The sequence below is a fragment of the Synechococcus sp. CS-205 genome (assembly GCF_025128255.1).
Taxonomy (GTDB): Bacteria; Cyanobacteriota; Cyanobacteriia; order PCC-6307; family Cyanobiaceae; genus Regnicoccus_A.
The window spans coordinates 17,662-37,639 of record NZ_JAHLZB010000034.1; the positions used below are offsets into that span (position 1 = coordinate 17,662).

At 67.5% G+C, this 19,978-nt stretch carries 16 protein-coding genes; 8 read left to right on the plus strand and 8 right to left on the minus strand.

From position 1 onward, the window contains the following. Positions 1–735: 735 nt before the first annotated feature. Positions 736–2,811 carry a glycogen-debranching protein gene (locus tag KQ297_RS08930; RefSeq protein WP_259739108.1) on the minus strand — a complete coding sequence of 692 codons (2,076 nt, stop codon included), beginning with the start codon at positions 2,809–2,811 and terminating at the stop codon, positions 736–738. Between the two features lie 65 nt (positions 2,812–2,876). On the opposite strand from KQ297_RS08930, the gene KQ297_RS08935 reads away from it, so the two are divergent. From KQ297_RS08935 to gluQRS, 3 genes are all read left to right on the plus strand, one after another. Next, entirely contained in the window at positions 2,877–3,548 is a 672-nt protein-coding gene (locus tag KQ297_RS08935; RefSeq protein WP_259739109.1) for an MBL fold metallo-hydrolase, read from the plus strand. A gap of 201 nt (positions 3,549–3,749) precedes the next feature. Continuing rightward, positions 3,750–4,025: an HU family DNA-binding protein gene (locus KQ297_RS08940; protein WP_006170026.1), complete on the plus strand. Its 276-nt coding sequence runs from the start codon at positions 3,750–3,752 to the stop codon at positions 4,023–4,025. Positions 4,026–4,028: 3 nt separating this feature from the next. Beyond that, positions 4,029–4,988: a tRNA glutamyl-Q(34) synthetase GluQRS gene (gene gluQRS, locus KQ297_RS08945; RefSeq protein WP_259739122.1), complete on the plus strand. Its 960-nt coding sequence runs from the start codon at positions 4,029–4,031 to the stop codon at positions 4,986–4,988. 583 nt (positions 4,989–5,571) lie between these two features. Here the strand turns inward: gluQRS and hypE are convergent. Genes hypE through hypB form a run of 7 tightly spaced genes read right to left on the minus strand, consistent with a single transcriptional unit; the run spans position 5,572 to position 15,626 of the window. After that, on the minus strand, positions 5,572–6,603 hold the full coding sequence (hypE, locus tag KQ297_RS08950; protein WP_259739110.1) for a hydrogenase expression/formation protein HypE: 1,032 nt from the start codon (positions 6,601–6,603) through the stop codon (positions 5,572–5,574). A 3-nt stretch (positions 6,604–6,606) separates the two neighbouring features. Continuing rightward, entirely contained in the window at positions 6,607–7,704 is a 1,098-nt protein-coding gene (gene hypD / locus KQ297_RS08955; protein ID WP_259739111.1) for a hydrogenase formation protein HypD, read from the minus strand. Next, on the minus strand, positions 7,701–8,723 hold the full coding sequence (locus KQ297_RS08960; RefSeq protein ID WP_259739112.1) for a dihydroorotate dehydrogenase-like protein: 1,023 nt from the start codon (positions 8,721–8,723) through the stop codon (positions 7,701–7,703). Before KQ297_RS08960 ends, hypD begins: the two co-directional genes overlap by 4 nt. After that, positions 8,720–12,313, minus strand: coding sequence for a pyruvate:ferredoxin (flavodoxin) oxidoreductase (gene nifJ, locus KQ297_RS08965; RefSeq protein ID WP_259739113.1), 3,594 nt, complete (start codon positions 12,311–12,313; stop codon positions 8,720–8,722). Before nifJ ends, KQ297_RS08960 begins: the two co-directional genes overlap by 4 nt. A 30-nt stretch (positions 12,314–12,343) precedes the next feature. Next, positions 12,344–12,553, minus strand: coding sequence for a HypC/HybG/HupF family hydrogenase formation chaperone (locus KQ297_RS08970; RefSeq protein ID WP_259739114.1), 210 nt, complete (start codon positions 12,551–12,553; stop codon positions 12,344–12,346). A gap of 47 nt (positions 12,554–12,600) precedes the next feature. Next, positions 12,601–14,943, minus strand: coding sequence for a carbamoyltransferase HypF (gene hypF / locus KQ297_RS08975; protein ID WP_259739115.1), 2,343 nt, complete (start codon positions 14,941–14,943; stop codon positions 12,601–12,603). Then, entirely contained in the window at positions 14,940–15,626 is a 687-nt protein-coding gene (gene hypB / locus KQ297_RS08980) for a hydrogenase nickel incorporation protein HypB (RefSeq protein WP_259739116.1), read from the minus strand. Before hypB ends, hypF begins: the two co-directional genes overlap by 4 nt. A 479-nt stretch (positions 15,627–16,105) precedes the next feature. Between hypB and KQ297_RS08985 the strand changes: the two genes are divergently transcribed. The 5 genes from KQ297_RS08985 to KQ297_RS09005 all read left to right on the plus strand — a co-directional run bounded on the left by KQ297_RS08985 (position 16,106) and on the right by KQ297_RS09005 (position 19,910). Beyond that, a complete protein-coding gene (locus KQ297_RS08985; protein WP_259739117.1) occupies positions 16,106–16,405 on the plus strand; it encodes a hypothetical protein in 300 nt (99 codons plus the stop codon). A gap of 24 nt (positions 16,406–16,429) precedes the next feature. Then, on the plus strand, positions 16,430–16,954 hold the full coding sequence (locus tag KQ297_RS08990; protein ID WP_259739118.1) for a hypothetical protein: 525 nt from the start codon (positions 16,430–16,432) through the stop codon (positions 16,952–16,954). A gap of 445 nt (positions 16,955–17,399) precedes the next feature. After that, on the plus strand, positions 17,400–17,762 hold the full coding sequence (locus KQ297_RS08995) for a CsbD family protein (protein ID WP_259739119.1): 363 nt from the start codon (positions 17,400–17,402) through the stop codon (positions 17,760–17,762). Positions 17,763–17,827: 65 nt separating this feature from the next. Next, entirely contained in the window at positions 17,828–18,229 is a 402-nt protein-coding gene (locus KQ297_RS09000) for a DUF302 domain-containing protein (protein ID WP_259739120.1), read from the plus strand. A gap of 94 nt (positions 18,230–18,323) precedes the next feature. Continuing rightward, positions 18,324–19,910 (plus strand): plasma-membrane proton-efflux P-type ATPase, encoded by a 1,587-nt coding sequence (locus KQ297_RS09005; protein ID WP_259739121.1) that lies wholly within the window; start codon positions 18,324–18,326, stop codon positions 19,908–19,910. The last annotated feature ends 68 nt before the right edge of the window (positions 19,911–19,978 follow it).

Here is a 19,978-nt window from a genome sequence, read left to right on the forward strand (position 1 = left end):
AAAGAAGCATCAGGAGCGCTGCGGGGCAATGGATCTACGCAAAGCAAAGCCATGCGCTGATGGATCGGAAAGCTGATAAGCAGACCCGCCAGATTCAGCACGGAATGCCTAGCTGGCCGCGCAGCCGCGCGAAGAAACTTGGGGCCTTCCCCTTCCCCATCAACTCGGGTGAAGCCCCGGCCACCGCAGCCGCGGGAGGACAGCTATGCCTGCCCACCCCTATACCGGCCCCGGAGCGGAGGGCGGCGGCGGCTGGCCGATGCAAGCCACGGCGTAGCCGTGGCACGCTGAAGGACGGCCGTCGCCGACCGGAGCCCTTCGGTGTCTGCAGAGCCTTGCGGCATGGCCGTCTTCATGGCCGAGCCCGGGGGAGCAGAACAACCAGAGCGGATCGGTGCCCTCGGCGCCGCGCGTGGACGTGGGGACTTCTGCTCGAACCTTGAATTCGCCTGCGCCTAATTCAAGAAAGTTCCCCTTCCCTTGAACAAGGCGCCTGCTGGTCAGCGGGGGGTCTCGCGCGTCCCACGCCGGTCTCGGCCGCTATTTGTTTGATGGGGCAGCTCCGAGGCCTTCCAGGCCGTTAGGCGGCTTTCAGGGGCAAAACATCTCACCAAACATCTCACATGGGGCTTTTCTGCTGTTGAGAAGCCAGCTATAGCAATGAGACTGGGCGATTTGAGGCTCAGCCTTCCAAGCTGATGATGCGGGTTCGATTCCCGCCGCCCGCTTCCTGTTTCAACCCCCCGTCGCCTCGATCAGATGGGGCGAGAGCAGCAGCGTCAGGCTGCGGCCCCTGAGGGGGGCCTCGGAGCCCCCCCAGGCAGAGGGGCGCTCGGCCATCCCATCGCCCTCCGCCTGGCCGGTGTCGATCACCAGCTGCCAGCCCGCAGCGGCCTCGGGCAGCTGGAAGGTCATCGGCTGGTAGTAGGCGTTCATGCCGCACCAGAGCAGGGGGCCATGGCGCAAGTCGTGCAGGCTCCAGGCCAGGCTGTGGGACCAGCTGCCCCAGTCGGGCTGGAGAAGTTTCACCCCGTGCCATTCGCGCCAGATCAGGTCCCGCTCGCCGGGCCTGGAGGGCGGGGCGTCGGCATGGGGGATCTCGGGATTGAGCAGGCCGTCCAGCCGGCGACGCAGCCGCACCAGGCGGGTCACGTACCGTCGCAGGCTCCTGTCGTCCTCATCGGGGCGCCAGTGCATCCAGCCCAGGGGGTTGTTCTGGCACCAGGTGTTGTTGTTCCCCCCCTGGCTGCGGCGCACCTCATCGCCCATCAGCAGCATCGGCACTCCCGGCGCCAGCAGCAGGGTGGTCAGCAGGTTGCGTATCTGGCGGTTGCGCAGCGCGTTGACATCAGGATCGCTGCAGGGCCCCTCCACCCCGTGGTTCCAGCTGTTGTTGTGGTTGTCGCCGTCGCGGTTGTCCTCGCCGTTGGCCAGGTTGTGCTTGCCGTCATAGCTGACCAGATCGGCCAGGGTGAAGCCGTCGTGAGCGGTGATGAAGGTGATGCTCCGCCCCGCCGTGGCCGGTCGCCCGCCGTAGAGATCGGGGCTGCCGGAGAGCCGCTGGGCCAGTGACCAGCTGCAGTGGTCGTCCCCTTTCCAGAAGCGGCGCACGTCGTCGCGGAAGCGGCCGTTCCAGGTGCCCATGCGGCGCGCCGGGAAATCCTGGAGCCGGTAGAGACCGCCGCAGTCCCAGGGTTCACTCACCAGCTTGAGGTCGCTGAGTTCGGGGTCAGCCTCGATCTCCTCGAACAGGGGCGGTTTGTCGAGGGGCGCCAGCTCCTCGCCGCGGCTGAGGGCGATGCCGAGATCGAAGCGGAAACCGTCGATGCCCAGCTCCAGGGCCCAGCACCGCATCGACTCCAGCAGCAGCCGCCGCACCAGGGGGCGGTTGGCGGCGATGGTGTTGCCGCAGCCGGTGACATCGAGGTAGTCGCCCCTGCCGTTCTGGTGGTAGTAGAGGCGGTCCGCCAGCCCACGCCAGCTCAGGGTCGGTCCGTCCTGGTTGCCTTCGCTGGTGTGGTTGTAGACCACGTCGAGCAGCACCTCCATGCCGGCCTGGTGGCAGGCGGTGACCAGCTGCCGCACCTGCTGGCGGCCTTGCAGCGGGTCGTTTCCCACCAGGTAGCCCTGGTGGGGGGCCATCCAGCTCAGGGGGCTGTAGCCCCAGTAGTTCTGGCGGCCGTGGGGAGCGTCCTGGGGATCGAAGGCCATCACCGGCAGCAGCTCCAGGGCGGTGACGCCCAGGCTTCTGAGGTAGGGCAGGGAGTCGATCAGGCCCAGCAGGCTGCCCTGGTGATCCGCGGCCACGGGGCTGCCCTGGCCCCGGCTTAGCCCCCCCACGTGCAGCTCGTAGATCACCGTGTTCTGCCAGCTGTGGCGGGGCCTCGGCGCGGCCACGAAATCAAAGCGATCCCGCTCGGTGACCACCCCCTTCAGGCAGCTGGCGGTGTTGGGGATGGCGCCGATGGCGTCACCGCGGCGGTAGACGTCCCAGCCGCTGATCGCCCTGGCGCAGGGATCGAGCAGCACTTTCGATGGATTGAAGCCGTGGCCGCCGGGCACCAGAGGCCCATAGACGCGGTAGCCGTAGCAGGTGCCGGCGCCGATGCCCTCCACTTCCACGTGCCAGTGGTCGCCAGAGCGATGGTCCAGATCGAGGGGGATGATCCGGAAGGGCTCAGGCGAGCTGCCGCGGGCGAACAGCAGCAGCTCCACCCTGGTGGCCGATGGGGCCACCAGGGAGAAATTCACCCCCCTGGCGGTGAGCGCAGCCCCGAGGGGCCAGGGATGTCCGAGCAGGATCGAAGACAAGGACCCGGGTCACCTGACGTTTCAAACTAGTGCTGTGCAGGGGCGATGGTCCTCGGGAGGCGGCCATGCCGGCGGAGGACAGCGGCGAGATGACCCTGGAGGTCGGCCGGCCGCCCACGCCCGTGATGCCGGGCCTTTGGGTGTTCGCCCCCAACCGCGACACCCTGGGGGGAACCTCCTGGCTGCTGGCGCCCCGAGGCCGGGCACCGCTGTTGATCGATGCGCCGGCGTACACGGCCGCCAACCTTGAAGCACTGAGCAGGGCCGGAGCCGGAACGATCCTGCTCACCAGCCGCGAGGGCCATGGCCGCTGCCGCCGCTGGCAGGAGGCGCTGGGCTGGCCGCTGCGGCTCCAGGAACAGGAGGCCTACCTGTTGCCGGGTGTGGCGGATCTCTGCCCCTTCGGCGAGGCGATCGACCTTGGTGAGGGGGTGCGGGCGCTCTGGACACCGGGACCCACCCCGGGGGCCTGTGTGGTCCATGCCGCCGGGGAGCTGGACGTGCTGTTCTGCGGCCGTCTGCTGGTGCCGACCGCACCGGGTGCGGCCCGTCCACTGCGCACGGCCCGCACCTTTCACTGGGCCCGGCAGGGGCGCAGCCTCGAAGCCTTGCGCCGCTGGCTGCCTTCCGGTTCCCCCCGCTGGATCGCCAGCGGAGCGGGTCTGGGGGCTCTGCAGGGGGAGAAGCTGATCGAAGGAGGCCGCGCTCTGCTGGATGGCCTGCTGGATCGTCCCTGAGGCTCCGCTGGGCGGCCAATGGGGGCCGGAATGGGTGCGATCGGAGCGGATTCGGCCCCAAACCGTTGTTCAGGCGTGGTTTCTGGTTGCCCAGACCGTCCTTCCCCCATACGATTGGCGCGCTCTACCGTTCCGGCGCAGGCGAGAGGGTGTTTTTCCGCTCCGCCCAGCTCCCGCACTCTCCTGAAGTTTTCGCCTCCGATGAACAAAGCTGATCTCGTCAACCTCGTTGCGGTCCGCACCGAATTGACCAAGACCGAAGTGTCCAAGGTCGTCGATGCCGCGATCGAGACCATCGTCGACTCCGTCGTCGAAGGCAAGAAGGTGTCGATCCTGGGCTTCGGTTCCTTCGAGGCCCGCGAGCGCTCCGCCCGTCAGGGCCTCAACCCCAAGACCGGCGAAAAGATCAAGATCCCGGCCAAGCGCGTGCCGGCCTTCACCGCCGGCAAGCAGTTCAAGGACAAGGTCCAGAGCTGAGCCCTGGGGCTCCCCCTCCCCGCCCATCTCGAGCGACTGATCGAGGCGGCTGATCAGCGCCGGCTTGAGGGAGCCACCGGGCGTTTCGCCCCCTCCCCGAGCGGTCCGCTTCACCTGGGCAACCTGCGCACGGCCCTGTTGGCCTGGCTGCAGGCCCGCCTGAGTGGAGGTCGCTTTCTGCTTCGCCACGACGACCTCGACCGCCCCCGCCGGCGTGCCGGGGCCATCGAGGCGATCGAGGCCGACTTGCGTTGGCTGGGGCTGACCTGGGATGGTCCGCCCCTGCGCCAGAGCGAGCGCACCGGGCTCTACGCCACGGTCCTTTCCGCCTTGCGCCACGGCGGAGCCCTCTATCCCTGCCGCTGCAGCCGCCGGATGCTGGCCCATCTCTCGGCGCCCCATGGGGGCTGGCCTCTCTACCCCGGCACCTGCCGGGATGGGGCCCACGGGTGGGGGGTTCAGCAGGGGCGGCTGCCCAGCTGGAGGCTGAAGCTGGAGCCCGGGCCCTTGCGCTGGCAGGAGCGGATCGGGGCGGAGGGCTGTCTGGAGTCGGCCACGGAGGTGGGCGATGTGGTGCTGCGCCGCGCCGATGGCTTCCTGGCGTACCACCTGACTTCGGCGGTGGATGACCTGCTGCTGGCCGTGACCACGGTGGTGCGGGGTTCCGACCTGTGGCGCTCCACGGCACCGCAGGTGGCGGTCAGTGAGCGGCTGGGGCGGCCGTTCGCCACGACCTGGCATGTGCCCCTCTGGCTGAATGAGGCCGGAGAGCGCCTGGCCAAGCGTGAGGGAGTGCAGGGCCTGGATCCCCTGCGACAGGAGGGTCTTGACGCGGCGGCAGTAATCGGGCGGATGGCCTCCAGCCTGGAGCTGGTGCCCTCGGGCAGCCGCCTGAGCGCGCAGGAACTGCTGCAGGAGCTCGACCTGGACCGCCTCGAGGCGCAGCTGCGACAGACGGGCTGAAGCAAGGACACTCTTAAGGAAGGTTTCGGGATCAAAGGCACAGAGTTCTGACCAGACTGGACAGCAACCACTACGAGCCAGTCTTTGTGTCCAGCTCCACTCCAAATCGTCTTGTCAGTGAGCGGAGACCCACGTACGTGGTGGTGTCTTTCCCCACAGTCCCTGTTGCGGCTGCTGAATCGAGCGAACCCTGTCCCTTCCCCCACGTTCTCACCCATCCGGCCCGCACTGCCGGTTCAGTGAGGGGTTCCGAACAGACCTCCCTCAGGGGCTGCAACCATTGCGGTGGCAGCGGGGTTCTGCGGCTGGGCGGACACCGCTTCCGGACTTGCCTCGATTGTCTGGGCCAGGGCAGCCTTCCCGATCATGGAGTTGCCCCCCACGACATCAGCGCTGCTTGAGTTTTTTCTGGCGCCAGATGAAGAAGGCGGCGGTGGCCACCACCACGCCAAGGGGGATGGCCGTGAGCAGCAGCAGGATGACGGCGGTCCAGTCGGTGTACATGACTGCTCGAAGGAACAGATCCCATCATCCCAGCCCCCGGGCGCCGTCACGATGGGGTTGCCTTGGCTGAGCTTCTCCTTCAGCAGATGCGGGGCAACATCTCTCCACGGCCCGGCTCCAGGGGGCGGCGCACCCCCAGGGAGGTCTCCAGCAGCAACGCCTGGCCCTCGATCCGGCCGATGATCGCGGCTCTGGGGTGTTCCCGGCGCAGCAGCTCCAGTGCCGTCTGCGCCTGAGGGGCGGGCAGCACCAGCACGAAGCGTCCCTCGTTGGCCATGGTGAGCGGATCGAGCCCCAGCAGCTCGCAGGCCGCGGCCACTGCGGGGTGGATCGGCACCACCGGCTCGTGCACCAGGCCCCCCAGTCCCGCACCGCGGCAGAGCTCGTGCAGGGCGGCCGCCAGCCCACCGCGGGTGAGATCGCGCAGGGCATGAAGCTCGAGGCCGGCGGCCAGCAGGGTCTGGACACTGCCGTGCAACGGGGCCAGATCGCTCACCAGGGGAGTGCTGAAGCCCAGCTCCTGGCGGGCGGCCAGGATCGCCACCCCGTGCCGGCCCAGGTCGCCACTCACCAGGATCGCGTCGCCGCTGCGGATGGCGGCTGGCCCGATCGCCAGCCCGGGGGGAATGCGGCCGATGCCGGCGGTGGTCATGAACAGGCCATCGGCCTTGCCGCGCTCCACCACCTTGGTGTCGCCCGTGACGATCGCCACGCCGCAGCGGGCGGCGGCGGCGGCGGCTGACTTCAGCAAGCGGTTCAGGGTGCCCAAGGACAGGCCCTCCTCCAGGATCAGGCCGAGGCTGAGGGCGAGGGGTGTGGCCCCCAGCATCGCCAGGTCGTTGACGGTGCCGATCACGGCCAACGCGCCGATGTCGCCGCCGGGAAACTCCAGGGGCCGCACCACATGGCCATCAGTGCTGAAGGCCAGTTGACCGGCCTCCGAGCTCAGGGTGGCGGCATCGAGCAGCACGCCGCCACCGGAGCCGAGGGCGGGCAGGATCACCCGCTCCAGCAGCTGCTGGCTGAGCAGGCCACCGCCCCCGTGACCGAGCAGGACTGCCGGGCCGTCATCGGGGCTGATGGGACAGGGGAACTCCAGCGGGGTGTCCATGGTTCAGGCCCGGGTGCGGTAGCGCCAGTAGGCGGCGCAGGCCCCCTCGGACGACACCATCGGGGCCCCCAGCGGCCGCTCAGGGCTGCAGCCCCGGCCGAAGCGGGGACAGGCATCGGGGCGGGCCAGGCCCTGCAGCACCTGGCCGCTGATGCAACCCTGGGCGCCGGAGTCCGGATCCGGCCGGGAGACGGGCGGGAAACGGTGTTCCGCGTCGAGGGCGTCGTAGGGGGGGCGCAGGCGCAGGCCGCTGCCGGGCAGCACCCCCAGGCCGCGCCAGTGCTGATCACTGATGGCGAAGACCCGCTCGATCAGGGCGCGGGCTGTGGCGTTGCCCTCGCCGGCGCCGGCCCGTGGGTAGGCGTCCTCCACTCGCCCCTCGCCCCGCTCCAGCTGGCGCACGGCCCGCAGCATCCCCTCCAGCAGATCGATGGGCTCGAAGCCGGTGATCACGACCGGCAGCCGGTGACGTGCCGCGATCGGCTCGTACTCCTGGCGGCCCATCACGGTGCAGACATGACCGGCCGCCAGAAAGCCCTGAACCCGGCAGTGGGGAGCGGCCAGGATCGCCTCCATCGCCGGCGGCACGCGCACGTGCGCCACGAGCAGGCTGAGGTTCTGAGTGCCGGTGCTCAAGGCCTGGTGGGCGAGCAGGGCCGTGGCTGGGGCAGTGGTCTCGAAGCCCACGGCGAAGAACACCACCTGCCGCTCGGGATGGGCCCTCGCCAGGGCCAGGGCATCGAGGGGGGCGGTCACCAGGCGCACATCGGCCCCGGCGGCGCGAGCCTGGAGCAGGTGGTCGGGGCCGCTGCCGGGCACCCGCAGCATGTCGCCGTAGGAGCAGAGGATCACCTCCGGCAGGGACGCCAGCTGCAGGGCCCGGTCGATCGTCTCGGCCGCGGTGACGCAGACCGGGCAGCCGGGGCCATGGATCAGCTCCAGCTGCCTGGGGATCAGCTGATCAAGGCCGTGGCGCAGGATCGCGTGGGTCTGGCCGCCGCAGACCTCCATCAGCGTCCAGCTGCGGCTGATCTCGTTGTGCAGCGCGTCGAGCAGGTGGTGCACCGGTGCGCTCGCGCTTGACGAGGGGCTGGTGCTCATGGCTCCCAGGCCATGCCCAGGGGTTCAACGGAGATGGCCCGCAGGTACTGGGCCCGCTCGTAGCTGGCGGGGTCGGGGCAGCGCCGCTGGCTCATGCAGCCCAGCAGCTCCCGGGCGGAACCATGGCCATGTTCTTCCAGCCAGTGGCTCAACTCGGTGCGGAGGGTGTGGAGGTGCTGCGGCCCATGGCGCAGCAGCGACGAGACCACCAGCGTTGCGCTGGCACCCACCATCAGCATCCGCACCACATCGGTGCCATGGCTGATGCCGCCGCTGGCGCCGAACTCGAGGGGCACCCGGCCGTGCAGGAGGGCGATCCAGCGCAGGGGGAGCCGCTGATCCGCCGCTGAGCTCAGCAGCAGGTTCGAGCAGGGCTCCAGGGTCTCGATGTCGATGTCGGGCTGGTAGAAGCGGTTGAACAGCACCAGGGCGCGGGCGCCGGCGGCCTGCAGAGCGTGGGCCAGGTGGCTGAGATTGGTGTAGTAGGGGCTGAGCTTCACCGCCACCGGCAGGCGCGTGGCCGCGCAGACGCTCTGCACGATCGCCACCTGGGCCGCCTCCATGGCGTTGGCGTCGAGGCTGCGGTCGGTGGGGACCGCATAGAGGTTGAGCTCGATCGCGGCGGCACCGGCCTGTTCCACGGCCCGGGCGATCGCTTCCCAGTGGCCCTCCTCCGTGCCGTTGAGGCTGGCGATGATCGGGATGTCGACCCGACGGCAGGCGGTTTCGATTTCGTGGAGGTAGCCCTCGATTCCGAGGTGGCGCGGCTCGAGGCTGGGCTGGTAGCTGAGGGCTTCGGGGTAGCTCTCGCTGCCCAGGTGCCGGTGGTGGTCCCAGTCCTGCCAGTCACGCTCGATCTGCTCCAGGAAGAGGGAGTGGAGCACCACCGCGGCGGCGCCGGCCTCGGCCAGGCGGGGGATCCGATCAGGGTCAGCGCTGAGGGGGGCGGCCGCCCCCACCACCAGCGGCGAGTCCAGGGTCAGGCCGAGGAAGTCGATGCTGAGGTCAGGTCCGCTCATGGCTCTGCCATCCGCTGATAGCGCTCCCAGTGCTGGCGTGCCTCCTGCTGGGCCTGACGGGTGAGGTCCCGTGCCTGCTGCGGATGGCTGTAGGTCAGCATCCGGAAGCGGTTCTCGCTGGCCATCGCCTCCGCCATCGGCAGCGATGGGGCCCGCGAATCCAGGACCAGGGGGTTCTCACCACGTTCGGCCCGGCGCGGGTCGTGGCGGTAGAGCAGCCACCGCCCCGACTCCACCGCCCGCTTCTGCTGCGTCATGCCCTGGGCCATGTCGATGCCGTGGGCGATGCAGTGGGAGTAGGCCAGGATCAGGGAGGGTCCCGGGAAGGATTCCGCCTCCAGAAACGCCCGGAGGGTGTGCTCGTCGCGGGCACCCATCGCCACGCTGGCCACGTAGACGTGGCCGTACGACATCGCCATCAGCCCCAGGTCCTTCTTGGCGCTGGTCTTGCCCCCGCTGGCGAACTTGGCCACGGCCCCCCGGGGGGTGGCCTTCGACATCTGGCCGCCGGTGTTGGAGTACACCTCGGTGTCGAGCACCAGGATGTTCACGTCGGCGCCGCTGGCCAGCACGTGGTCGATGCCGGCCGAGCCGATGTCGTAGGCCCAGCCGTCGCCGCCGATCAGCCAGACGCTGCGCTTGACCAGATCGTCGGTGATGGAGAGCAGGGCGCGGGCGGCTTCAGCGCGGGGAGATCCCCCGTTGGACGACTGCGCTTCCTCCAGGCGCTGCTCCAGCAGCATCCGCAGCTCCACCACCCGCAGCCGCTGCTCGTGCAGACCCGCCTCATCGCTCTGATCCGCCCCGATCAGGGCCTCGGCCAGAGGCTCAGGAAGCCAGTCTTCAGCGGTGGGGCCGGCGAGCTCCAGCAGCCGTTGCTGGGCGATGGCTCGGCGCTGGTCGAAGGCGAGGCGGAAGCCGAGGCCGAATTCGGCGTTGTCTTCGAACAGGGAGTTGCTCCAGGCGGGGCCGCGGCCCTCGCCATTGGCGCTCCAGGGGGTGGTGGGCAGGTTGCCGCCATAGATCGAGGAGCAGCCGGTGGCGTTGGCCACCACCATGCGGTCGCCAAACAGCTGGGTGGCGAGCTTGATGTAGGGGGTCTCGCCGCAGCCACCGCAGGCGCCGGAGAATTCGAACAGGGGCTCCTGCAGCTGCTGCTGGCGGATGTGGCGGAGGTCGAGGTCCCGCCGGTCGGGGCTGGGCAGCCCCAGGGCGTAGTCCCAGTGGCGGCGGAGCCTCTGCCGCAGGGGACGCTGGGGGGCCATGTTGATCGCCTTCCGCCGGGGCTCGGTGCGGTCGCGGGCCGGGCAGACCTCCACACAGAGGCTGCAGCCGGTGCAGTCTTCGCCGGCCACCTGCAGGGTGAAGCTGAGCCCGCTCCAGTGGGGGTCGCGGGCGGCCGTGCTCGCGAAGCCCTCGGGCGCGTCCGCCAGGGCCGACGGTTCCACCACGTTGGCCCGGATCGCGGCGTGGGGACAGACCATCACGCACTTGCCGCACTGCACGCAGAGGTCGGCCTCCCACACCGGGACCGATTCGGCGATGTTGCGCTTCTCCCAGCGGGCTGTCCCGCAGGGGAAGGTGCCATCCGGAGGAAGGGAACTGACGGGCAGGCGATCCCCCTGGCGTGCCAGCTGCGGCGCGATCAGCTCATGCACCCATGCCGGCGCTGAGGCCAGGGGGTCCGGAAGTGCCTCCTGCTCGGTCCCTGCCGCGCTCTCGCCCACCGCACCGATCGGCACCGGCCGCAGGCGGCTCAGGGCCGTGTCGACGGCCTCCAGGTTGCTGCGGACCACCCGCTCGCCCTTGCCGCCGTAGCTGTGGCGGATCGCGCCGCGGATCGCCTCGAGGGCCTGCTCCAGCGGCAGCACCCCTGCGGCGGCGAAGAAGGCCACCTGCATCACGGTGTTGATGCGCCCGCCCAGGCCGAGCTCCCTGGCGATCGTCGAGGCCTCGATCGCCAGCACTCTGAGATTGCGCTCGACGATCCGCTCCTGCACCGCCCGGGGCAGCCGCGCCCAAACCTGCTCCGCCGGCCAGGGACTGTTCAGCAGCAGGGTGGCCCCGGGCAGGGCTTCGGCCAGCAGATCGAAGCGCTCGAGGAAGTCCCAGTGGTGGCAGGCCACCAGGCGGGCCTGGCGCACCAGGTGGGTGGAGCGGATCGGCTCCGGCCCGAAGCGCAGGTGGGAGACCGTGACCGCCCCCGATTTCTTGGAGTCGTAGACGAAATAGCCCTGGGCGTGGAGCGCGGTGGCCGCCCCGATGATCTTCACGGTGGACTTGCTGGCCCCCACCGTGCCATCGGAGCCGAGGCCGTAGAGGATCGCGGCGAAGGGCGCACCGGGGTCATCGCCCGCTTCCCGCTCCTCCTCCAGCGGCAGCGAGCGGTGGGTCACGTCGTCGTCGATGCCGACGCTGAAGGGGTTGGGGGTGCCGGGTCGCTCCAGAGCCGCGAACACGGCCCGCACCATGGCTGGGGTGAATTCCTTGGAGGCCAGGCCGTAGCGGCCGCCCAGCAGGCGCGGCAGGGAGGAGCCGGTCCAGCCCTCGCGCAGGGCATTGGAGACATCGAGGTAGAGGGGTTCGCCGCCGCTGCCCGGCTCCTTGCAGCGATCGAGCACCGCGATCGCCCGGGTCGTGGCCGGCAGGGCCCGCAGCAGGCGCGTGCCATCGAACGGCCGGTAGAGCCGCACTTTCAGCACCCCCACCCGGGCGCCGCCGGCCGTGAGCGCGTCGACGGTTTCGTGGGCAGTCTCGCAGCCCGAGCCCATCAGCACCAGCACGCGCTCGGCCTGCGGATGGCCGCGGTACTCGAAGAGCTGATAGGCGCGGCCACTGAGGCCGGCGAAGGCATCCATCGCGTCCTGCACCAGCTGGGGTGCGGCGTCGTGGAAGGGGTTGGCGGCCTCGCGGGCCTGGAAGGCCACATCCGGGTTCTGGCTGGTGCCCCGGATCACCGGGTGATCGGGGCTCAGCCCACGCCCGCGGTGGGCGGCGATCAGTTCCTCGGGGATCAGCGCGCGCAGCAGGTCATCGTCGATCAGCTCCACCGTCTGCAGTTCGTGGGAGGTGCGGAAGCCGTCGAAGAAGTGCACCACCGGCAGACGGCTGCGCAGGCTGGCCAGGCTGGCGATGGCGGCGAAATCACCGGCCTCCTGCACCGAGGCCGAGCAGAGCAGGGCGCAGCCGGTGCCACGCACGGCCATCACGTCGCTGTGGTCACCGAAGATCGAGAGGGCCTGGCCGGCGAGGGCACGGGAGGCCACATGCACCACCGTGGAGGTGAGCTCCCCGGCGATCTTGTAGAGGTTGGGGAGCATCAGCAGCAACCCCTGGGAGGCGGTGAAGGTGGTGGTGAGCACCCCGGCCTGCAGGGCGCCGTGCAGCACCCCCGCGGCCCCGCCCTCGCTCTGCATCTCCACCACCCGGGGCACCGTTCCCCAGAGGTTGGGGCGGCACTCGGAGGCCCATCTGTCGGCCCATTCCCCCATCGGCGAGGCCGGTGTGATCGGGTAGATCGCCATCAACTCGTTGAGCCGGTAGGCGACGCGCGCCACCGCTTCGTTTCCATCCAGGGTCGCCCGGGTCATGCGCTCACTCGCTTCATGGCGGAAACCTCCTCAGGGGTGGACGATGCTCAGGGCGAAGCCCACGTGCACCAGCAGCCGGTCGCCGATCACCGCTTCGGGCACGCAGGCCAGGCTCACCTCGCGGCGCACGCCCGAGAACTCCACCAGGCCCATGCGCCAGAGGGCGGGGTCCTCCTGGGGGCGATCCGCGGGGCGGCGATCCTCAATCCGAATCAGCTCTCCCGCCATGGCCAGACACATCGGAACCTCCCTGACGCCAGCGCGGCCCTGCCGTGCCTGCCCTGGTTCTAGCCAGATCGTCCGAGGCTGACCGCCACCAGCTGACCCAGGGCGAGGCCGCCGTCGTTGCAGGGAATCCGCCGGGGCCAGAGCGGCTCGATGCCCACCCGCCGCAGGCCCTCCACCGTCAGGCGCAGCAGCAGGCGGTTCTGGAAGCAGCCACCGCCCAGCAGCAGCTGCTCAAGCTCCAGCCGCTGCGCCAGGGCCACCAGGGCTTTGGCGAGGGCGTGGTGGAAGCCCAGGGCGATGGCCTCCGCTTCCACGCCCCGGCGCCGGTCGTCGAGCAGATCCTGGAGCAGGGGCTGCCAGTCGATCAGCCAGGGCCTGGTGGCGGTGCGCAGGGGCAGGGCGTAGGGCCTCCGGGCGCTGGCGGCGGCCTGGCTGGCGGAGGCCTCCAGGCGCAGGGCCGCCTGGCCCTCGAAGCTGCAGCGCTGCTGCAGGCCCAGCAAGGAGGCCACCGCATCGAACAGACGACCCACGCTGGAGCAGAACGGGCTCTGCAGCTCCTGCTCCAGCATCCGCGTCAGCACCTGGCGTTCGCCGGCTGTGAAGGCTTCGAGCGGTGCCAGCCCCGCCGCCTGATCCAGCCCCTCCGATCCGCCGACGGCGAAGAGCAGCCCCAGGGCCGCCCGCCGCGGCTCCCGCAGCGCCCGCTCCGCCCCAGGCAGGGGAAAGGGCCTCAGTCGCGCCACCGCGCAGAAGCCGTTCTGCTCGAGCCGCAGCACCTCTCCGCCCCAGAGGGTGCCGTCGCTGCCCTGACCGGCCCCGTCCCAGGCGGCTCCCACCTGGGGCGGGGTGAGGCCATGCTCCGCCAGGCAGGCCAGCAGGTGGGCGTGGTGGTGCTGAACCGCCAGCGGCGCGGCGCGGCCGTTGGTGCTCGCCAGCTCAAGGCCGATGCGGCGGGAGCGGTAGCCGGGGTGCTGGTCGACCGCGTAGCTGGCCGGATCGAGACCGTGACGCGCCAGGGCGGCCTTCAGGCTGCGTCGGTAGTGGCGCTCACCGGCCTCCGTGTCGAGATCACCGAGGTGGGGACCCAGCAGGGCCCGCCGGCCCCAGCCGTAGGCGAGGGCGCTCTTGAGCTGCCCGCCCAGCGCCAGTGCGGCGGTGGGGCCTGGCAGGTCCACGGCAGTGGGCGCGTAGCCACGGGCGTGGCGCAGCAGCATCGGCTCGCCGCAGACCACCTGGGCAACGGAGTCATCCACCGGATTGAGGATGGCGCGGTCGTGCACGAGGAACCCATCGGCCAGGCCCGCCAGTTCCTGCCGGGCGGTGGTTTCGTCGTGGCAGAGCGGTTCCCCCGAGCGGTTGCCGCTGGTGGCGACCAGCGGTTCCCCCAGCAACTCCAGAAGCAGCAGATGCAGGGGGCTGGAGGGCAGCATCACCCCCAGCCAGGGATTGCCGGGGGCCACGGCGTCGCAGACCCCGGCCTCTCCGCGGCGGCGCAGCAGCACGATCGGTGCCGCCGGTGAGTCGAGCAGCTGCGCTTCCTCCCGGCTCAGCTGGCAATGGCGCCGCACCCAGGCCAGGTCCGGAGCCATCACCGCAAGAGGTTTCTCGGGGCGGCCCTTGCGCCGCCGCAGCTCGCTCACCGCCGCCTGGGACCTGGCCCGCACCAGCAGCTGGAAGCCACCGACGCCCTTGAGGCCCACGATCTGATTGCGGTTCAAGGCGGCTGCGGCCGCCTGCAGGCAGGGGCTGGCGCCTCCGGGAGAGGGCTGGCGGGGGTCGGTGATCTGCTCCCCCGCCGCGTTCCACCAGCTCAGCCGCGGTCCGCAGCGGGGGCAGGCGACCGTCTGGGCGTGGCAGCGGCGATCGCCTGGATCGTCGTACTCCTTCTGGCAGGCGGGGCAGAGCGGAAACGCCGCCAGGCTGGTGTGCACCCGCTCAAAGGGCAGCGCTCCCACCAGGCTGTAGCGAGGGCCGCACTGGACGCAGCTGATGAAGGCATGGCCGCAGCGACGGTTGGTGGGGTCGCGCAGTTCGGCGCGGCAGGCCGGGCAGGGGGCCAGATCCGGCTGGATCAGGGCCCAGCGCACCGAGGGTTCATGGCTCTGGCCTGCCGGAGCCGCGATCAGCGCGGGCTTGATCCCGAAGCCCCTCTCCCCCTCCTGAAGGGGTAGCCCCAGGCGGTGGATCCGGTCGATGCGGCCGTTGGCAGGCAGCTGCCGTTGCAGCCGCTGCAGCAGGGTGTCGAGCGCTTGAGTGGGCCCTTGCAGCTCCAGCAGCACCCCGCAGCCGGTGTTGCGCACCCAGCCCGAGAGGCCCAGCTCCCGTGCCAGCCGCATCACCAGCGGCCGGAAGCCCACCCCCTGCACCAGCCCCTCGATCTCCAGCCGCAGGCGGCTGATCACACCGGCATCCCCTGGCGCTGGTGGCTCAGCCAGTGCAGCAACGGCTCCATGCCGGCGCCCGTGCGCGCCGAGACCTCGAAGATCCGCGCCTGGGGCGCCACCCCGGCCAGGTTCGCCAGCGCCTGGGGACGATCGAAGCCCACGGCTTCAGCGAGGTCAACCTTGCTGATCACCACCGCATCGGCCGACTGGAACAGAGCCGGGTACTTGAGCGGTTTGTCTTCGCCTTCCGTCACCGAGAGCAGCGCCAGCCGCTGGCGCTCCCCCAGATCGAAGGCGGTGGGGCAGACCAGATTGCCCACGTTCTCGATCAGCAGCAGTTCCATGCCTGTGGTGTCGAGCTGATCGAAGGCCCGCCCCACCAGCGACGCCTCCAGGTGGCAGAGGTCGCCGGTCTGGATCTGCACGGCGCGGGCGCCTGAAGCCTGCAGGCGGCGGGCGTCGTTGTCGGTGGCCAGATCACCCACGATCACCCCCACCGGGCCATGGTCCCACTGACGGGCGAGGCGCTCGAGCAGGGCCGTCTTGCCGGCGCCGGGACCCGAGAGCACGTTCAGCACCAGCAGACCGGCGGAGGCGAAGCGCTCGCGGTTGCGCTCGGCGTTGGTGTCGTTCCGCTCCAGCAGGCTGTGGCGGAGCTTGAGGGTGCGGGTGGGCTGGCCGCAGGAGCAGTGGGAGCACATGGCGGAGCCGGGGGCGGTGCTCTCAGTCTGAGGACTGGATCGGGGACAGGCCATGGGCCGGATCAGCCACCTGGCGATGCGTTCCTGCCTTCGCCACGATCGGTGGTCGGCGCCAACGAGGAGATCACTGCCCTGAGCAGAGGGGAAGCCCTTTGGCGTGGAAGGCAAGATCGGCAGGGACAAGCGGACTTTGAACTGAACCTGTTCAGCGAGTAGCTCCTGGAGCGCTCTTTTCTTGCTTGTTCAGGAATCCCGACTTGACCAGGCCTCACTCAACCATCCACCAACTGGGGCGGCACACCACAAAGCCACGACTGCACAGTGGGTGTGACTATCGATCGCAAGAAGAATTGATTCATAGAAGAAATGCGAAGCCTTTTCTGGTCTTTTTTTGTGGATCTGGCTAGAAGAAAGTTAGGTGACAGTGGTGCTCAGCACGCAGCCCGATGACTCAGATGACTTCATTGAAAGGAAACACGGTGAGCACGCTCGACAGCGACTTCGCCGGTGGGCTCTTTGACCATTGTGATCCCCCTTGCCTTTCGCTTTATCAGCCGACGCATCGTCATCATCCTGAGAATCAACAAGATCCGATTCGCTTCGGCAATCTTGTGAAAGCGCTGGAGGAGTCCCTCCGGCAACAATTTCCAACCGACCACATACAGCCCTTGCTGGAACCTTTCCAGTCCTTGGCTGAAGACCGCGACTTCTGGAATCACACCCTCGATGGCCTGGCCGTTCTGGGTGCAAGGGGCCTGTTTCGTGTTTACACCCTCTAGCGACCGGTCGCTGAATTGGCTGTCGTGGCGGACCGCTTCCACGTCAAACCCCTGGTGCGCTTCCTTCAGTCAGCCGGCCGGTATCACGTTCTCGGCTTGAGCAGGACTGAGATCAAGCTCTTCGAGGGCAACCGTGATGGTTTGGACGAGATCGAGCTGGGCGATGGTGTCCCGCGAACGATGAGCGAAGCACTGGGGGGCGAAGTCACCGAGCCACGCCACACCGTCGCCTCCTACGGAGGTGTCGACGTGGGGCACTCACCCATGCATCACGGCCATGGTGGGAAGAAGTCTGAGCTGGAGATCGATGCGGAACGCTTCTTCCGTGCCGTTGATCGCGCGGTCCTGGAGCAGCACTCCAGGCCATCTGGTTTCCCGCTGATCCTTGCAGCGCTGCCTGAGCATCATCATCTGTTTCATGAAGTCAGTCATAATCCATTTCTGATCAAGGACAGCATCGAGATCTACCCAGGCGACCAGTCGTCAATCAAAGAAGTCCGCCAGCGCTCCTGGCAACTGATGCAGCATGATGATCTGGACTCGTCGTGATCGTCCCCGCCGAACGGATGCCGGCGATGACCGAAATCGCTGCCAATGACCAGTATTGACCTGTAGAGATGCCTGATTGCAAGATCATGGCATTGCTGGAGAATTCCTTGACTTTATACGCAAGAGAATTGAACTGCTAGATCTCTCTGAATCTCTACTCACTTGGCGGCGAGCTGATCTTTGCTGTGCCCACAAATCTTTCGCTTGGAATCGCAATCAAGGCTGTGAAGCATGAATGGCAGATTGACTTCTGCCGCCGATCCAGCTGGTTGGCGTTGCGGCCTCAGGAAGCGTCTTCATCATTTGTATTATCCCGCAAACTGCTTGCTGTAGCTTGCTTTTTTGCTTCAGTCATCGTTAACGCCAGGCCATGGACCTCGCGTTAATGTTCCCAGCCTCAAGCCATGACTAGCTTTGGGTTGACAGCGATGTAGACGTCAACTCTATGAAAATTCATTTTCGTGACTTTGTGGCCTCGCTATCGGCGATGGCCCTGATGATCTGCATGACGCTGATTTCACTGCCTGCCATGGCCATGGCCATGGCCATGGACAGCGGTTATCCCTCCTACCCTATCGCCCTCGCAACAATGACCAACAAAGTGGACGCCGCAGCCAAAGACGCAGAAGGTAAAATGGAATCAGCCTACGGTGAACTCACTGGCGACACCGGCCACCAGATCAAAGGGAAGGCCAAGCAGGTTCAGGCCTCTGCCATGAACACAGCTGAGGATTTGAAGCAGGGCGCAAAATCAGTTGTCAAGAATGTTCGTGATGCTGCCGGCAATATGGCAGATGATCTCAGCTGAATCTGAGCCAAACACATGTCGCCGTAGTCCTGACCACCCTCTGGCCTCTTGAGGTGTCGAATCCCATGAATCCTTACTTCATTGTTGATACGGCCAAATCGTTCGAGAAGGCAAGCGCCGACCTTCAGCTTGCTGTGGCAGCGGAAGGGTTCGGTGTGTTGGTTGTGCTGGATCTCGGCGACAGCCTGCGCAGTAAAGGCATCAGCTTTGCCGAGCAATGCCGAGTGTTTGATGTGTGCAATCCCCAGCAAGCAGCCAAGGTGTTGATGAACGATATGAAGCTGAACATGGCACTTCCCTGCCGGATCTCCGTCTACACCGAAGCTGGCCAGACCCGGATCGGCATGATCCGGCCGGAGGGCATGCTTCGCAATCTGTCCTCAGAACCAGACTTGATGGAGGTGGCACGAGAGGTCGAATCCTCCGCTACAGCGATCATCCAGGCAGCAGCTTCGCTGAACACATGATCATCTTCGATACCTGTGCGGCTGACATGGCTTAGGACCGGGCAAAGACGCATCCTCTCAATCACACCCATAGCAACAATCCAGTACGAGGACAATGAGTCCAGCCCCTCAGCGCCATGAACCCACTGGTGAGTGGGACAACCTGGACGCACAGCAGCTGCAGGACAAGCTGAAGTCTTCACCGGATGGGCTCAGTCAGAGCGAGGCTCTTCGCCGCTTGATGCAGTACGGCAACAATGAGATTGCCGAGAAGCAGACGAATCAGTTCCTGAAGTTCCTGACCTATTTCTGGGGTCCTATTCCGTGGATGATTGAAGCAGCAGTGGTGCTTTCCGCGGTGGCTCAGCATTGGCCAGACTTCACCATCATCCTGCTGCTGCTTCTCGCCAACGCTGTGATTGGATTCTGGGAAGAGCACCAGGCTGGTAACGCCATCGCTGCACTCAAAGCCAAGTTGGCCATGAAGGCGCAGGTGAAACGAGATGGCCAGTGGACCACTGTGGAGTCACGTGAGCTGGTGCCAGGCGACGTCGTCCATGTACGCCTCGGCGACATCGTGCCGGCGGATGCTCGCTTGCTGGATGGTGACCCGCTGCAAGTGGATCAATCCGCCCTGACGGGTGAGTCGTTGCCGGTCAAGCGCCAGAGCGGTGAAGCCATCATGTCGGGATCGATCATTCGCCGGGGTGAAATTGATGCGATGGTCTATGCCACAGGAGCGAACACGTTCTTCGGCAAGACAGCGGAACTGGTGCAGGCCGCTCAGAGCGTCAGCCATTTCCAACAAGCCGTCCTCAAGATCGGAAACTATCTGATCCTGCTCGCGCTGGCTTTGGTGTCAGTGATCCTGATCGTTGCGCTGCTCCGCGGCGACCCACTGCTCACCACCCTTCAGTTCGCCCTGGTGTTGACCGTTGCTGCGATTCCCGTGGCCATGCCCACGGTGCTCTCTGTGACCATGGCGGTGGGAGCGCGCCTGCTGACGAAGAAAGGGGCGATCGTGACGCGGTTGGCGGCCATTGAGGAGTTGGCTGGCGTGGATGTGCTTTGCTCGGACAAGACCGGCACACTGACCCAGAACAAGCTGACCCTTGGCGATCCATTCAGCGTGGATTCATCCAGCGTTGATGCCGGTCCGGAGCTGGTGATTTTCAACGCGGCCCTGGCGTCGCGAGCTGACAACAAGGATCCGATCGATCGGGCTGTACTTGATGCCCTTCCCAAAGATCAGAGCCTGGAGGATTACCAGTTGGTTCATTTCCAGCCCTTCGATCCTGTTCATAAGCGAACCGAAGCCACCGTCAGGGGATTGGACGGGCTGGAGTTCAAGGTCACCAAGGGAGCACCTCAAGTGATCCTGGCGTTGTCGGCCAATGGTGCCCAGGTGAAGGCCGCCGTCGAAAGCGCGATCAGCGGGTTTGCAGCACGCGGTTTCCGTTCGCTGGGTGTGGCCCGCATGGATGCACAACAGGAATGGCAGTTTCTTGGTGTCTTGCCCCTGTTTGATCCTCCCCGTGAGGAAGCCAAAGAGACCATCGCTACAGCCTTCCAGATGGGAGTGAAGGTCAAGATGGTGACGGGTGATCAATTGCCGATCGCCCTTGAAACGGCCGCGCACCTCAGGCGGCTGGCCCAGCGGCTGGCGTTGCAAGGGGTGGGCAGGCCCGTTTCCCTGGTTTGAGAACCACCTCAACCAGACAGACCATGCCCAAGACCCATTGTGCCGCACCTGAGCTGGCCTCGCTACTC